Origin of the sequence: Paraburkholderia aspalathi (assembly GCF_905220735.1) — a bacterium.
GTDB classification, from domain to species: Bacteria; Pseudomonadota; Gammaproteobacteria; order Burkholderiales; family Burkholderiaceae; genus Paraburkholderia; species Paraburkholderia aspalathi.
The window spans coordinates 836,832-851,583 of record NZ_CAJNBA010000004.1 but is presented as its reverse complement, the minus strand read 5'-3'; the positions used below and the strand labels follow the sequence as shown (position 1 = coordinate 851,583).

Here is a 14,752-nt window from a genome sequence, read left to right as displayed (position 1 = left end):
TTAATTTTTAAAGATCGAGTCCGCATTCACTACCGAACCGCTGCCCACTTCAACTACCCGGCACCGCTTCGTTCTGCGTCGCTGCATCAGCAGCAGAGAAACGAGATTATGAAGAACTTTCGCTACGCCGTCAACAGGTTTTTCTAACTTCCTGAACCTGCCCACATCGCGCAAAGCCTTGCCACTGCTGGCTCTCCCGCTCCCCGTGCTCCGGTGTCCGAAGCACGAAAGAGCGAGATTCTAGCGAGCCAAACGGCCCCTTGCAAGCGTTATTTTGATACGCATGGACTGCGCCAGAAATGGCGCGAGAACTGAAAACGACTGGCACAACAAGCTCACCCGAAGCCCAGTCGAAAACCACCTCGTTCAGGCAGCCACGTGCTTCTGCATCACACGTTCGACTACGCTCAAATAATGATCGAGCCCCGGCGTCGCACGGTTCTCTTCTTTTGCGCGGTCGTCCCATTTGCGCAGGCGCAATGCGTCTTCCGCGTGGGGCTTCTGCAGGAACGCTTCTGCCTCTTCCTTACTGAAGATGCCGCCTTGCAATTCCAGGCTCCGCACCGAATCAGCGGAAAGCTGGCCGAAGTACGCATCGTCGATTGCGCAGAGGCAGCGCTTGGCGTCGACGTGCAACCGGATCGGCTCCAGCACCGCGTCCGACAACACCGGCCGCAAGAACGGCAGCGCGAAATACTGATGCAGATCGTCGATGCCCCGCTCCGTCGGCGTTTCTCCTTGCAGATTCAGCAGATGGCCGAGGTCATGCAAAAACGCGGCGGCGACGAGTTCATCGTCGGCACCCGCCTCTTCCGCCAGTGCGCCGCTCTGCAGCGCATGTTCAAGCTGCGTCACCGGTTCGCCGCTATAGGCGAGCTTGCCATATTGCTCATATAACGAACGGATGTCGTTCAGACTCAATGCCACGTTCTTACTCCCACGGTAATGAAAAGGTCTTCAGATTGGTGAAGCTCTTCATCGCTTCCTGAACACCTTCCTTATAGCCAAGCCCGGAATCCTTGATGCCGCCGAACGGCGTCAGTTCGATCCGGTACCCCGGCACTTCCCACACGTTGACTGTTCCCACGCGCAATTCATTGATGAAGCGCGTGATCGCGTCCTGCCGGTTCGTGCACACACCGGAGGACAATCCGAACGCCGTCCCGTTACTAATACGAATGGCGTCGTCGAGCGTATCGAAGGTGATGATCGGCGACACCGGGCCGAACGTTTCCTCGCGTACCAATGTCATTGACGGGTCGACGCCATCCAGCACCGTCGGCGAATAAAGCGCGCCGTCGCGCTGATTGCCGATGCGCAAGCGCGCACCACTCGCGACGGCCTCGTTCACACGCGCCTCGAATAGTTGCGCGGCGGCGACGTCGATCACCGTGCCCATCTGATTGGACGCATCGAACGGATCGCCATAGGTCCATGCGCGCGTCTTCTCCACAACCAGATCGGTGAAGTCCGCCGCGATGCTCTTCTGCACCAGCATTCGTTTGACTGCAGTACACCGCTGCCCGGAGTTCTTGTACGAACCCTGCACGGCCAACGTTGCCGCACGATCGAGATCGGCGTCTTCGAGCACGATCAGCGGATCGTTGCCGCCCAGTTCCAGCACGACGCGCCGGTAAGCTGCCTTCGCCGCAATGTATTTGCCGATCGCCACGCCACCGGTGAAAGTGACGAGATCGGCCAAAGGATGCGTAATCAGTTCATCGGCGATTTCGCGAGGATCGCCGGTCAGCACCTGCAGCATCGGCGTCGGCAAACCCGCTTCATAAAGAATGTCCGCCAGATAAAACGCCGACAACGGCACCTTCTCCGAAGGCTTCAACACCACGCGATTATTGGTTGCAATAGCCGGCGCAATCTTGTGCGCGACCTGGTTCATCGGATGGTTGAACGGCGTAATCGCGACGATCACACCCGCCAGCGGCTCACGCTGCGAAAACACCCGGCGCTTCTTGCCATGCGGCGTGAGATCGCAGGAAAAACTCTGCCCGTCGTCGCGCAAGGCTTCGATCGAGGCAAACTTGAACACATCGGCGACGCGGCCGATCTCATAGCGCGAATCCTGCTTCGACAAACCCGACTCGAGCGAAATCAGGTCAGAAGCTTCCTCGGTCCGCTCCCGCAGCAGCGCCGCAGCGCGTTCGAGAATCTGCGAGCGCTCGTAGCGCGTGAGCTTCGCCTGATAGGCGGCGGCGTATTCGAACGCGGCGCGCACATCGTCGATGCTCGCCAACGGAACCGTACCCACCCGCGTCCCTGAATAAGGATCGAACACGTCGAGCGTGCGCGAGCGCATCGCGCGCTCGCCTTTGAGCCGCAGCGCTTCCGCCCGAAATGCCGGATGGTCCCGCAGCACGGCGTTCATGATGGCGACACGTGATTCAAAGCGACGTCGAAGATATCGAAGTTGCGCAACCGTTTCCCAGAAGGCAAACCCTCGACGCGGCGATTGAACAACAATGGCACTTCCTGCTCGGAGATGCCGCCGTGCGAACGCAACGGCACGGTCAGTCCGGACAGATCGTGTTCGTCGCGACGCGTGCCGAGCACCACATGCCGGGTACTGACCACGACGATATCGCCGACGCGGTCATTCGGCAGCTCGAAGCGCTCGCAAGCGGCGTGATTGTCGAGCACGACTTCAATGCCCTGCAATCCGCCGATCCGTTCGATCACCTGCGTAACGCTCACATCGTGCGGCAGGTAAATCGTCGCGAACGAACCAAGCGCGCCGTGATGCACGACATAGGGATCGGTAATCGGCAAGATGACACGGGCGCGGCCAACGCCAAGCCAATCATCCAGCACGTCCTGCAGATAGATCACATTCGGCTCGCCAGTCTTCGGATCGTGCTTGGCGTTCATGCCGTGGTCGGCGGTGAGGCCGATCACCCAGCCGAGCGCATCGAGTTTGGCGAGGTAGCCGTCCATCATCGCGTAAAACGCGTTCGCGCCTTCGGTGCCCGGCGCCCATTTATGTTGAATGTAATCGGTGGTCGACAGATACATCAGGTCGAGCTTGCGGGTTTCAGCAAGCCGCACACCGGCGGCGAACACGAACTCGGACAAACCCGCGCTATACACATCAGGCACCGGCAAGCCGACCAGATCGAGTACTTCATCGATGCCGTTTTCTTCGCGCGTCACCTTGTCGGCTTTTTCCGCCGAAAAGCAGATGCCCTCCAATTGCCAGCCGAGCAGCCGGCGCAGCTTGTCTTTCGCGGTGACCACGGCGACCGCCGCGCCTGCTTCCGCCGCGGCAGCCAGCAAGGTCCCCGCGCGCAGATAGGCCGGATCGTTCATCATCACTTCCGCGCCTTCGCCGCCGTTCGCGTCCGGGTCCCAGAAGTAGTTGCCGCAAATGCCGTGCACCGAGGGCGGCACACCGCACACGATCGAAAGATTATTCGGGTTGGTGAACGACGGAATCACGCAGTCACCCTTGAAGGCCGCGCCGCCCTTGAGCATCTTGCCGATGAAAGGCGCGACGCCGGCCGCGACTGCGGCTTCGAGGTAATCGTATTCACAGCCGTCGACGCACACCACGACCGTGGGTTGCGAGGGCAGCCGGTAACTGCGGCCGTTGACTTCGATCGTACGTTCGCTTGCGTTTGCCATTGTTACCTTCCGTCCGTTGAGAGCACGTGTGCTCCAGTCAATCCGTTGCAGCCAGTCTCAATCGTTCGATGCCGCCGACATCCGCACCGCACCCAACGACCCCGCCGGTTCGCACGCCTCACGCGCGCGCTGCAGGCCACCGTTCACATGAGCATGCATCAACGCCGCAGCATGTTCGGCATCGCGCGAGGCCAGCGCCGTCAGAATCGCGCGATGTTCGGCGAGCGAGCGTTCCATCGCATCGGCATGCACCACCAGCGCGGCGCGGCGAAACAGACTCAATTCGCTCACCAGCCTTCGATACGTCTCATACAGCTTCACATTGCCCGACGCCGCCACGATCGCGTCGTGAAACGCCACGTTGGCGCGCGCGTAGGCATCGTGATCCTGCGCATCGAGCGAGGCGCGCATCGCGTCGAGCCACTCGCGCAACACCGCAAGCTTCTGAGCATCGATATGCGAAGCCAGCATCCGGCAAGCCGCTTCTTCAAGCACCGCGCGCACCGCATAAATCTCGTCCGCTTCCGCCAGCGACACTGTCCGCACAAACACGCCGCGGTTTTTCTCAGTGCGCACGAGACCCGCTTGCTCCAGCGCGCGAAACGCCTCGCGCACCGGCCCGCGCGACACTTGCAGACGCGCGGCCCAATCGGCTTCGTTGAGTTTGTCGCCGGGTGCGAGTGCCCCTTCGATGATGTGCCGTTCGATTTCGTCGCGGACCAGCGTCGTCAGCGAATGCCTGCGCACAACCTCAATCGGATCGACAGAAGCAGTTTGCATATATTCGGTCATTTTGACAAATTTCGCCACATCGATATGTGCCTGCGTGCCCGCCGCCTGGCATGCGCACGCAAACACAACAATCAGAAGGTGCCCGTCAGCCCACCCGACGGCGCGGGACACGCGCCGCGATCAGCAGCAACGCAGCAAGCGAGACCATCAGCAGAATCAGCGACAACGCGGAGGCCGGCAGGTAATAACCACGCTCCACCTGCCCGACCACCACGATCGGCACCGTCGCAAAGCCCGGCGGGTACACGGTGAGCGTGGCGCCGAGTTCGCCGAGCGAGAGCGCGAAACCGAGTGCGAGACTTGCGCGGATCGCCGGCACCAGTTGCGGCAGCACGACGCGGCGCAGCACCATCGACGGCGGCGCACCCAGGCTCGCCGCAGCTTCCCGCAGAATGGTCAATTCCGGACGCAACGCGGCGGCCGCGCAGCGGTAGCAGAACGGCAGCACCAGCGCGAGCTGCACGAACACGACGATGGCCGCCGAGCTCGACAGATCGAGTGGACGCTTGTGGTACGCGATCAGCACGGCCAATCCGAGCACCACGCTCGGCACGCCGTTGGGCATCATCGCGATGGTGTCGACGAACGCGCCGAGACCACGCCGGTCACGGCCTTCGAGAGCCAGCGCCAGCCATAGCCCGAGAATCGTGCCGAGCACCGCGACGCCCATGCCGATTCCGAGGCTCGTCGTCAGCGCGTCGAAGTCGCTGGAACCGAGCCGCTCGAACCAGCGTGTGCTGAGGCTGTCCGGCAGGATCGTGCCCGACCAGTGCCCGGCGACGCTCGACAGCGCGACCACCAGCACCGGCAAGACGAACAGCCAGAAGCACAGCAACGCGGCAAAGCCGAGAAACAGACTGCCGAGTATGCGCACCGGCAGACTGCGGCGCACCGGCCGCGCCTTCTTGTGTATGACCGGCAAAACGGTTGGGTCGAGTTCAACGGCCATGGCCCGCTCCTTTCACCTTGCGACGGTTGACCTGGCGGTACAACGCGTACAGCGACAACGACATGATCAGCATCACGACCGCGCCGGCGGCGGCGGTCGGCAGATCCAGGTCGACGGTCGCCGAGCTGTAGATCGCGACCGGCAGCGTGATCAGATGCGCGCTGCCGAGCACGAGCAGAATGCCGAACTCGTTCAAGGTCAGCAGAAAACACAGGATCGTGCCCGCGGCGATGCCCGGCCACGCGAGCGGCAGGATCACCTTGAACGCGACCATCCAGCCACTCGCGCCGAGACTGCGGGCCGCTTCGATCAGACGCATGTCGAGCGTGGCAAACGACGCCAGCGTAGGACGCACGACGAACGGCGCGTAGAAGACCACTTCCGCGAGAATCACGCCGCCCACGCCGAACAGGAAATTGAGCGGCGGCGCCTCGAGATGAAACAGCTGCTGCAAGGCGATGCTGACCGAGCCTTGCGAGCCGTACAGAAAGATCAGCGTGAACGCGACCAGAAACGACGGGAACGCGACGAACAGTTCAAGAAAACGCGTGACCATACGCGCGCCGGGAAACGGCTTGAAGAACAATAGCGACGCGAGACCGATACCGAGCAAGGATGCGAGCCCGGCGCTCACACACAGAATCCACAGCGTGGTGCCGACCACGCCGCGCGTTTCCGGATTGCCGAAAAACGCCGAGTAGGCCTGCAGACTCAAACCGTGCGGACCGGTGAAACTCAGCAGCACCAGACGCACGAGCGGATAGATCACCAGCGGACCCAGCACGACCACCGCGAGGAACAGCAGGTGCCATTGCGCCGCGCGTTCGCGCCGCTTCACCGCCGCCGTGTGCGAGGCCGCACTCGCGCTGCGGCGGGCATCGGCAGCGGCTTCGCTGATCGAATTTGGGGTATCAGGGGTTGATAAGGACGACATCGTCAGCCTCATAACGCAGGGAAACACGCGCGCCCTTCTCCGGCATCATGCCGTGGCCACGCTGCATGGTGACCAGCACTGGCTCGTTAGGCATCGCGTCGAGAGCGACCGACACCGACAACACCGCGCCGTACCATTCGACCGACGTAATCGCGCCATGCAACTGACCTTCGCCAAGCGGCACGATACGCAGCGCTTCCGGACGCAGACACGCGACCCGCTCGCGCTCGTTGTAGCGCACGTCGTCCATGCCGAATGCGACCTGCGGGGGCAACAGATTGGCCGCGCCCAGATAGCGCGCGACGAAACCGTCGCTCGGCGTGTCGTACAGCTGTTGCGGCGTGCCGAGTTGGGCGATGCGGCCTTCGCGCATCAGCAGCGTGCGGTCGGACAGCACCAGCGCGTCGTCCTGATCGTGCGTCACGCAGACGATCGTCAGATTCGGCAGGCGCTCGTGCAGCGCCTTCAGTTCGGAACGCACCGAGGCGCGCAGATTGGCGTCGAGTGCGGAAAGCGGTTCGTCGAGCAACAACACATCAGGCTCGATCACAAGCGCACGCGCGAGCGCCACGCGCTGCTGCATGCCGCCCGACAATTGCGCTGGCATGTGATGACCGGCGTCGCCCAGTTGCACGAGCTTCAACGCGTCGGCGACACGTCGCGCGACATCCTTCGACTGCGTGCGGCGCGCACGCAAGCCGAAAGCCACGTTGTCGAATACCGATAGATGCGGGAACAGCGCATAGCTCTGGAACAGCAAGCCGAGATTGCGCTTATGCGGCGGCACGTGCGTCAGGTCGTGACCGGCGACGGTCAAAGTGCCCGACAGTCCGTCCGCTTCGATGAACCCGGCGATGAAACGCAACAGCGTGGTCTTGCCGCAACCGCTGCGGCCGAGCACGGTGAGCAATTCGCCGCGCTGAATGGTCAGCGACAGATCGTCGAGCACGGTGCGCGTTCCGAAGCGCACCGTCAGATGGTCGATCTGCACGCCGCCCGGCGTGTTCGAACGCGCGCCGTCGAGCGCGTCCGGTGACGCGCCGAGCGCGCCTGGGTGAGCAAGACTGGCCGTATTCACCGGGTTCATCCTCCAACTGGATTAATGCTGATACGGCGCCCCGCACGAATGCAGGAAGCGCCGCCTGACTCAATTGCGAACTGCGGCTTACTTCGGCTTGACGACTTCGAGCTGCTTGCCCGACGAGCCGATCACATCGCTCTTCCAACGTGCCGTCCAGTCAGCCTTCTTCGCCATCACTTGCGTCCAGTCCACCGGAATCAACGTCACGCCGGCGATCGCCTTCTTGACTGCTTCGCCGTTCTTGCCGGCGAGCGGCACGTCCGTGCGGCCCGGGATACCGAAGATGTCCGGCACCTTGGATTGCACATCGGTCGACATCAAGTAGTCGATCAGCTTCTTGCCTTCAGCCTGGTTCGGACCGTTCTTGATCAGGCCGATCGCGTACGGCAGCTGGAACGTGGTCGGCTTATCGCCGGCTTTGGCTGCGAGGAAGATCGGCTTGAGCGACAGGCCGCCGTTCGCTGCATCGTCCAGATCCATCTGCAGGTCGCCGTTCGCGAAGGCGATTTCGTTACGCGAGAGCAGTACGTCGAGGTAGCCCGTGCCCTTGGTGTGGAACTTGGCGCTCTCTTCGAGCTTCTTCAGATAGTCGAACGCCTTGTCTTCGCCCATCAACGACGTGGTCAGGATGATCACGGCCATACCGTCGCCAGCCGTAGCCGGGTTCGAGTAGGCGACCTTGCCGGTGTAGTCCGGGTGCAGCAGGTCGGCGAAGGTCTTCGGCTGGTTCTTCGTGACGTCCGGGTTGATCGCGAACGAGAAGTAGTTGTTCACGAAAGTCGCCCACGAACCGTTCGGCGCCTTGGCGATCGCCGGCACGTTCTTGTAGTTGGCGCTCTGATAAGCCTGCAGCAGGCCGGCCTGGTCGGCTTGCTGGATGAACGGCGGCAACGTGACGATCACGTCGGCCTTCGGCTGATCCTTCTCGATGGTGGCGCGGTTCACCACTTCGCCGCTGCCGGCCGTGACGATGTTGACCTTCACACCTTCCTTCTTTTCGAAGGCCGGCAGCACATCCTTATAGAGGTTTTCGAGGCCGTCGGCGGTGTACAGCACCACTGCGTCAGCCGCGTGGGCCTGCATCGCCGCGCCGCCGAATGCTGCCGCGGCGATCAGCGCCGGCAACAGTTTGCGTGCGAGGCCAGCCGTGGCGTGAAGGGAATTCGTCTTTGTCATGTCGCTCTCTCCGAAAGGCAAAAAACCAGACGGTCGGGATATCCCGATACCTGTTGTGATTGAACGGCGGTAGCGCCGCGCCGCTTGCGTGTTGCCCGCAGCCAGTTGCCGTGCAGTTTCGCCCGAATTGCAGATTGCCGACAACTTTGCTGCTTCTTCTCCAGCCTGACTTACAGCTCACCTACCACATTCGCGCTGCCGGCCATGCCTGAACGGGCACGGCAAGGATCACAGGTTTCCATGACAACGCCATGACGATTCTGGCGAATTCCAACAATTGACACAATTCGCCAATAATATCCAAATCAATCTTTTCGTCACCCTGCCCGGGCGACGGACATTCATCTGATGACGGAGGCGCTGTGATTCCTGGAAACGATCCAATCCTGCTGACCCCGGGCCCGTTGAGCACTTCGCCGCAAACCCGCGAGGCGATGCTGCGCGACTGGGGCTCGTGGGACGCCGCGTTCAACCGTATGACCCATAGCGTGTGCGCCGACCTCGTCAAAATCGTACATGGCGAAAATGACTATGTTTGCGTACCGCTGCAAGGCAGCGGTACGTTCGCGGTCGAAGCGGCGCTCGGCACGCTGGTGCCGCGTCAAGGCTGCGTGCTGGTTCCGAACAACGGCGCGTATTGTGCCCGTCTGATCCGAATATTGCAGCGTATGGGGATCGCTTATGTGGAACTGACGCTGCGCGAGGACGAACCGGTCAGCGCGGCCGCCATCGAAGACGCCCTGAATCGCGAATCGCGTATCACTCACGTCGCGCAAGTCCATCTGGAAACGAGCGCCGGCCTGCTCAATCCGCTCGACGATATCGCCGCGGTGTGTCAGCGGCACGGCAAAAGCCTGATCGTCGACGCAATGAGCTCATTCGGCGCGCTGCCGATCGACTTACGGCGCGGCGGCATCGACGCGCTGATCTCGGCGAGCGGCAAATGCCTGGAAGGCGTGCCGGGCATGGGATTCGTGATTGTGCGGCGCAGCGTGCTGGAACACTGCGAAGGACGTTCGCCGTCGCTCGCGCTGGATCTGTACGATCAATACGTCTATATGCAGAAGACGACGCAGTGGCGCTTCACGCCACCGACTCATGTGGTCGCGGCTTTGCGTCAGGCGCTCGATCAGTTCTTCGCGCAAGGGGGACAAGCGGCGCGCGGCGCACGCTATACGCAGAACTGCGCGGCGTTGGTAAGCGGCATGAAAGCGCTCGGCTTCGAACCGTTTCTGAAACCCGAAGTACAGGCGCCGGTGATCGTCACGTTCTACGCGCCGCGCGACCCCGCGTGGAATTTTGCAAACTTTTATGCCGCGGTGCGCGAGGCGGGTTACGTGCTGTATCCCGGCAAGCTGACGCAAGTGGACACGTTCCGCGTGGGTTGCATCGGCGCGATCGATGCGGACGAACTACGTAGCGCAGTGGCCGCGATCGACCGTACGCTGAAATGGCTTGGGATTCGCGTGAAGTGATGTGGATGCCGCAGAGCAGTCGTGGCGCGCAGGTATGCGGGGCGCTCGCTCATGCGCCCACGCCGCCAGCCACTCGGATGACTCCGCGGGCGCAGCCGCTCAGGCAATCAGGATTTCCGGCCCATGCGCCGTGATCGCCTTGCCGAGCGCCTTCTCCGGTGCCAGTTCGGTGACCAGATAGCGCGCCGATTCGATCCCGTTGATGCGCACCGGCGTCACGCGTCCGAACTTCGAGTGGTCGGCGACCACCACCACCATGTCGGCGGCGGCGATCATACGGCTGCGCACTTCGGCGGCCATGCGGCTGTAGTCGGTCAGGTAGCCATCCGGCGAAATGCCGCCCGCGCCGATGAAGGCGAAGTCCGCGTGGTACTGCGTCAGCTGATGGACCGTGTCGAGGCCGAAAGTGGCGTCTTCGATATCCGACAGTTCGCCGCCGAGCAGCGTCACGCGGTTATCGTTGCGGCGGCCGAGCAGCAGCGCGATACGCCAGTCGTTCGTATAGACCGACAGGCGGTGCCGGTCGAGCAGCGCCCGGGCCACCGCCTGCGTGGTGCTGCCCGAATCGATGATCAGCGAGGCGCCGTCCGGCACGAACTCTGCCGCGCGTTCGCCGATGGCGCGCTTGGCGCCGGCGTTGGCGGCTTCGCGCGTATCGAGGTCCGGCTCGCGCCGGTCGCTGGAGAGCGCGCCGCCGTGGGTCGTGACGAGCAGACCGCGCCCGGCCAGCGCATTCAGATCGCGGCGGATGGTCTCGCGCGACACATTCAGTTCGCGCACCAGTTCAGCGACCGAGAGCGCGCCGGTTTTAGCGACTTGCGCCAGGATGTATTGGTGACGTTGTTCTGCGAGCATCTGTTGGAGGCCGGGAACCGGCACGCTTGGGTTTCGCCACGATTGGAGAAGGCCGCGGTATTGTATTACGCGTGGCACGGGGACGCTCCTCTTATGGCGCTTACCTGCTAATCTGAACGCCCTGGCCGCGCGCCGACGCCTGTCGAAACCGCGTAGCCCGTCAACCGAACTGCCGATGCCGCCACTGTTTCGCCGCTTACTGCTGCTGTTCCACGCGTTGCGTTATGGCGCACGCCTGATCTGGCTTGCCGCCCCATCCGACCACAAACTGCACTGGATGATCGAGCTGATCGGCCGCGTGCACGCGGCCGGGCGCAGCGGCGCGAGCCTGCACGGCGTGCTGCCCGCGCTCGGGCCGCTCGCGAGCCGCTTCGCGCAGACCCTGGCCGAACGGCCCGAACTCGCGAGCGGCACCCTGCACGATGCCATCGACGCAATCGATCATCTGGAAGCCGCGCTGCCGCCGCAGGAATCCGAATTGGCTTTGGCACGCGCATTCGGCCGGCCGCTCGCCACGATCTTCAGCGCAGTCGATCCGGTGCCGGTGCGCGGCGGCTTTGCCGAACAGACGCACTTCGCGCGGCTCATCGTGCCGGTCAACGGCCATAGCGAAGTGGCCATCAAGCTGGTGCACGCCGATCAGTTGCAACAGATCGGCGACGAGCTCGCGCTTCTGCGCTGGGTCGCGCGCTGGCTGGAGAAATTTTCCGGCTCGGCCCGCCGCCTGCAACTGCGGACGTTGGCGCAGACCTTCACCGACGATATCCAGCGCCGTTTCGATCTGCGCGCCGAAGCCGCCAATCTGAGCCAGACCGGCCATCATTTCGACGGCGACCGGCGCATCGTCGTGCCGGCCGTGATCTGGGACCTGTGCACCAACCAGACGCTGACGATGCAACGCGTCAGCACCTTGGCCGCAAGCGACCTGCCCGGCCTGCATCTGCATCACGTCAAGCTTGCGCCGCTGGCCGCGCATATCGTCGAGGTGGTGACTGAACAGGCATTCGAGCACGGCTTCTTTCACGCGACGCTCGATGCGCGCAAGGTGCGCGTGAGCATCGAACAGGACACGCTGGGGCGCCTCGTGCTGGCGGAGTTTTCGATCATGTCGAGTCTACCGACCGGCGAGCGCGAATTCTTCGTGCACGGCGCGACTGCGCTCTTCGACCAGGACTACGGCCGGCTCGCCGAACTGCATCGCGACGCCGGTCATGTGTCCGAGGACACGCGCAAGGAAATGCTCGAAGCCGAATTGCGCACGCGCGCCGAGGCGCACTTCGCAGCCGCGCCGGAGGACCGCTCGGCGGGTTCGCTATTTCATCATCTGCTGCACGCGGTGCATCCGTTCGACGGCGCCGTGTCCGGGCGGCTCGCCACCGCCCAGCGCTCGTTCCAGCAGGCGGAAATGCTCGCGCGTGCGCTGCATCCAGGCGTCGATACGTGGAATGTCACACGCGGCGTGCTGGCGGGTATAGCGCGGCGCGACATGGATCACCGCGGCTGGATCAAGCGCATCTCGCGCGAGTTGCCCCATCTGGCGCATATGCTGCCGCGCGTGCCGCAACTGGCCGTGCGCTATCTGCAGCATGAGCACGATCGCGCCCGCACGCCGCAGCAGAATGCGCAGCTGATGGTGGACATCAGCCGTGAATATCGGCGCACGCGTGTGCTGCTGTGGGCGTGCGCGGTGTGCGGCGGAGTACTCGGCGCGGGGACGGTATTGCTGATGTGGTGATGATTGCAGCTTCGAACAAGACGCGCGTCTTGTATCCAGGCAAGATGGCGGCTTTTGAAGCGACCTTTTGCCGATGCTCGCCTCCTCTATCGCCGCTGTATTCGTCGTGTTGTGGTCGACCGGCTTCGTGGTCGCCCGGGCGATCACACCGTATGCCGATCCCAATCTGTTCCTGCTCGCGCGCTTCGGCGGCACCGCGCTGATATTCACGCTTGCCGCGCTCGCTGCACGCGTCGCCTGGCCAACCGGCCGCGATCTCGGCAAGCATCTGATAGCGGGCGCACTGCTGCAAGGCGTCTATCTCGGCGCGGGCTATTGGGCCGTCGCACAGGGGTTGAGCGCCGGTGTGATGGCCTTGCTCGGCGCATTGCAGCCGCTCGCGACTGCCGCCGTCGCGGCGCCGCTATTCGGCGAACGGCTTTCCCGGCGTGGCTGGACCGGGATGGCGCTCGGCCTTGCGGGCGTCGTGCTGGTTCTCGAACCGAAACTCGCCGCGGCCGCGCCGTCCGCCTCGCATGGCGACGCGCCGCCGTGGCTGGTCGTGCTAATTTCGATCCTCGCGATCGGCGCGATCACTGCAGGCACGCTGTTTCAGAAGACTTCGCTCGCAAAGGCCGATATCCGCAGCGCAAGTGCGGTGCAGAACTTCGGCGCGGCAGTCGTTGCGGCGATGCTTGCGCTGGCGCTCGGCGAGCATCGCTGGATTGCATCGGCCACTTTGTGGGGGTCGCTGGCGTGGGGCATCGTGATGCTGTCCGGAATCAGCGTCACCTTACTGGTGTGGATGGTCAGGCGCGGCGATGCAGCGCGCGCCACCGCGCTGATGTTTCTCGCGCCGCCGCTCGCCGCGCTCGAGGGGTATGTCGGCTTTGGCGAGACGTTGCTGCCGGTGCAGATCGCTGGATTTGCAGTGGCGCTCGTGGGCGTGGTGCTGGCGCGGTCTTGAGGTTTTTTCGATCGACGCAGAGCGGCCTGCGTCGATCAATGCGCGTTCGTCGCGCGTTCCGGGCGGCTTGGTCGCGGGCCGTGATCAGTTCGATTCAGCTCAGCAGCCTCGCCCGCTACTCAACCCACCGCTTAATCCGCTGTATCGGCGCCGGCCGGCACTTTCGCGCGCACCTTGCTGCCCGGGGCCGGCGCCCAGGCCGGGCGGCTCTTGCGCGCCGAATCCACCACGACGATGTAGCGCCCCGCCCACGGCGTCACCTGGCGATCGCTTTTCAATACCCACAGCGATTTGCCCGACTCGACGAGCGCGACATATTCAGCGTCGAGAATGCCGTAGTGGTCGATAAACGCGTTGAGCGACGCAGGAATCCGCACGCAACCCTTCGAATGGCGAATACCGAGCAGCGGCTCGAGCCGGTCCGGATCGGTGGCGTGCATCTGGAAACGCATCTGCGACATGCCGCCCTTGCCCCAACCCCGTTCGCCCTGCGCCCAGCCAAGGTCGAAGATCCGCATGTCGCGCTTGCCGTAGCCGCGGATGTGGTTCTCGTTCAGCGTGCCTTCGGAGCGAAAGTCCATATTGGACGGCGTATGTTCGAACACACCGAGCGGCGTGATGAAGTGGTCGTACTCGCCAGGCCGGCCCGTCGAGACCGGCGAAGCGCCGATCATCTGCCAACCGTCGGACGGCGCTGCCCGGAAATAGATGAACAGCGCCTGCACGTTGGCGTTGCGATCGACCAGCACGACATACTCGCCCGACAGGCTGCCGAGCAGGTGCTCGCCGAGCGCCGTTTGCAGACGGTCGGCATAGGCGCGCTGCTCCGCGGCCGGCACTTTCAGCCGGCGCGTGACGTCTTGCGCGAACACGTCTCGCAGCAGGAACGCGCGACGTGGGTCGACCACGCCGGCCGCATCGGGCACGGCAACGCCCGATGCGTCGACCGCGCGCGCCGGGTGGTTCGCCACTACGGATGCCGATGGCCGTGCGGACGTGGCGACTGAAGCCGGAGCCGATGCCGTACCCGTCGCCGCAATAGCGACGCCACATGACACCGCGCAAATGACAGCCGTGAACACGCGCGCCAGGTAGCGCACTGAACCAACGGCGCGCACGAAACGCGGCACGAAGCGTAAATCCGACATGCACACCACTTCGCTTCGACGATCT

13 protein-coding genes are annotated in these 14,752 nt (G+C 63.5%); 3 read left to right on the top strand and 10 right to left on the bottom strand.

Going from position 1 to position 14,752, the window contains the following annotated elements:
* Nucleotides 1-366 precede the first annotated feature (366 nt).
* The 8 genes from KHO30_RS26600 to phnS form a co-directional block, all read right to left on the bottom strand.
* Nucleotides 367-927 (bottom strand): phosphonate degradation HD-domain oxygenase, encoded by a 561-nt coding sequence (locus KHO30_RS26600; protein WP_054039260.1) that lies wholly within the window; start codon nt 925-927, stop codon nt 367-369.
* A 4-nt stretch (nt 928-931) separates the two neighbouring features.
* Nucleotides 932-2,383, bottom strand: coding sequence for a phosphonoacetaldehyde dehydrogenase (phnY, locus tag KHO30_RS26595; RefSeq protein WP_200619612.1), 1,452 nt, complete (start codon nt 2,381-2,383; stop codon nt 932-934).
* On the bottom strand, nt 2,380-3,636 hold the full coding sequence (gene phnA / locus KHO30_RS26590) for a phosphonoacetate hydrolase (protein ID WP_211702812.1): 1,257 nt from the start codon (nt 3,634-3,636) through the stop codon (nt 2,380-2,382). Before phnA ends, phnY begins: the two co-directional genes overlap by 4 nt.
* A gap of 57 nt (nt 3,637-3,693) precedes the next feature.
* Nucleotides 3,694-4,428: a phosphonate utilization associated transcriptional regulator gene (locus KHO30_RS26585; protein WP_211702811.1), complete on the bottom strand. Its 735-nt coding sequence runs from the start codon at nt 4,426-4,428 to the stop codon at nt 3,694-3,696.
* Nucleotides 4,429-4,513: 85 nt separating this feature from the next.
* Entirely contained in the window at nt 4,514-5,377 is an 864-nt protein-coding gene (phnV, locus tag KHO30_RS26580; protein ID WP_211702810.1) for a 2-aminoethylphosphonate ABC transport system, membrane component PhnV, read from the bottom strand.
* Nucleotides 5,367-6,311, bottom strand: coding sequence for a 2-aminoethylphosphonate ABC transporter permease subunit (locus tag KHO30_RS26575; RefSeq protein ID WP_154564295.1), 945 nt, complete (start codon nt 6,309-6,311; stop codon nt 5,367-5,369). The genes phnV and KHO30_RS26575 overlap by 11 nt, the downstream gene beginning before the upstream one ends.
* Nucleotides 6,289-7,389, bottom strand: coding sequence for a 2-aminoethylphosphonate ABC transport system ATP-binding subunit PhnT (phnT, locus tag KHO30_RS26570; protein ID WP_211702809.1), 1,101 nt, complete (start codon nt 7,387-7,389; stop codon nt 6,289-6,291). The genes KHO30_RS26575 and phnT overlap by 23 nt, the downstream gene beginning before the upstream one ends.
* An 87-nt stretch (nt 7,390-7,476) precedes the next feature.
* The gene (gene phnS, locus KHO30_RS26565) at nt 7,477-8,568 is read right to left on the bottom strand and encodes a 2-aminoethylphosphonate ABC transporter substrate-binding protein (RefSeq protein WP_093632797.1); all 1,092 of its coding nucleotides are present in this window, start codon (nt 8,566-8,568) and stop codon (nt 7,477-7,479) included.
* Between the two features lie 365 nt (nt 8,569-8,933).
* Between phnS and KHO30_RS26560 the strand changes: the two genes are divergently transcribed.
* Nucleotides 8,934-10,043, top strand: a complete 1,110-nt coding sequence (locus KHO30_RS26560) for a 2-aminoethylphosphonate--pyruvate transaminase (RefSeq protein ID WP_093633225.1) — start codon at nt 8,934-8,936, stop codon at nt 10,041-10,043.
* A 99-nt stretch (nt 10,044-10,142) separates the two neighbouring features.
* On the opposite strand, the gene KHO30_RS26555 is transcribed toward KHO30_RS26560, so the two are convergent.
* On the bottom strand, nt 10,143-10,898 hold the full coding sequence (locus KHO30_RS26555) for a DeoR/GlpR family DNA-binding transcription regulator (protein ID WP_093632798.1): 756 nt from the start codon (nt 10,896-10,898) through the stop codon (nt 10,143-10,145).
* A gap of 175 nt (nt 10,899-11,073) precedes the next feature.
* On the opposite strand from KHO30_RS26555, the gene KHO30_RS26550 reads away from it, so the two are divergent.
* Nucleotides 11,074-12,633 (top strand): ABC1 kinase family protein, encoded by a 1,560-nt coding sequence (locus tag KHO30_RS26550; protein WP_211702808.1) that lies wholly within the window; start codon nt 11,074-11,076, stop codon nt 12,631-12,633.
* 73 nt (nt 12,634-12,706) lie between these two features.
* Nucleotides 12,707-13,579, top strand: coding sequence for a DMT family transporter (locus KHO30_RS26545; RefSeq protein WP_211702807.1), 873 nt, complete (start codon nt 12,707-12,709; stop codon nt 13,577-13,579).
* 131 nt (nt 13,580-13,710) lie between these two features.
* Here the strand turns inward: KHO30_RS26545 and KHO30_RS26540 are convergent, their stop codons facing one another.
* On the bottom strand, nt 13,711-14,727 hold the full coding sequence (locus KHO30_RS26540) for a L,D-transpeptidase (protein ID WP_244864137.1): 1,017 nt from the start codon (nt 14,725-14,727) through the stop codon (nt 13,711-13,713).
* Nucleotides 14,728-14,752 lie beyond the last annotated feature (25 nt).

What these genes read in the sequence shown, in the direction of transcription:
- phnY (WP_200619612.1), bottom strand. Translation starts at nt 2,383, where the DNA reads ATGAACGCCGTGCTGCGGGACCATCCGGCATTTCGGGCGGAAGCGCTG.
- phnA (WP_211702812.1), bottom strand. Translation starts at nt 3,636, where the DNA reads ATGGCAAACGCAAGCGAACGTACGATCGAAGTCAACGGCCGCAGTTAC.
- KHO30_RS26585 (WP_211702811.1), bottom strand. Translation starts at nt 4,428, where the DNA reads ATGACCGAATATATGCAAACTGCTTCTGTCGATCCGATTGAGGTTGTG.
- phnV (WP_211702810.1), bottom strand. Translation starts at nt 5,377, where the DNA reads ATGGCCGTTGAACTCGACCCAACCGTTTTGCCGGTCATACACAAGAAG.
- KHO30_RS26575 (WP_154564295.1), bottom strand. Translation starts at nt 6,311, where the DNA reads ATGTCGTCCTTATCAACCCCTGATACCCCAAATTCGATCAGCGAAGCC.
- phnS (WP_093632797.1), bottom strand. Translation starts at nt 8,568, where the DNA reads ATGACAAAGACGAATTCCCTTCACGCCACGGCTGGCCTCGCACGCAAA.
- KHO30_RS26555 (WP_093632798.1), bottom strand. Translation starts at nt 10,898, where the DNA reads ATGCTCGCAGAACAACGTCACCAATACATCCTGGCGCAAGTCGCTAAA.
- KHO30_RS26550 (WP_211702808.1), top strand. Translation starts at nt 11,074, where the DNA reads ATGCCGCCACTGTTTCGCCGCTTACTGCTGCTGTTCCACGCGTTGCGT.
- KHO30_RS26545 (WP_211702807.1), top strand. Translation starts at nt 12,707, where the DNA reads ATGCTCGCCTCCTCTATCGCCGCTGTATTCGTCGTGTTGTGGTCGACC.
- KHO30_RS26540 (WP_244864137.1), bottom strand. Translation starts at nt 14,727, where the DNA reads ATGTCGGATTTACGCTTCGTGCCGCGTTTCGTGCGCGCCGTTGGTTCA.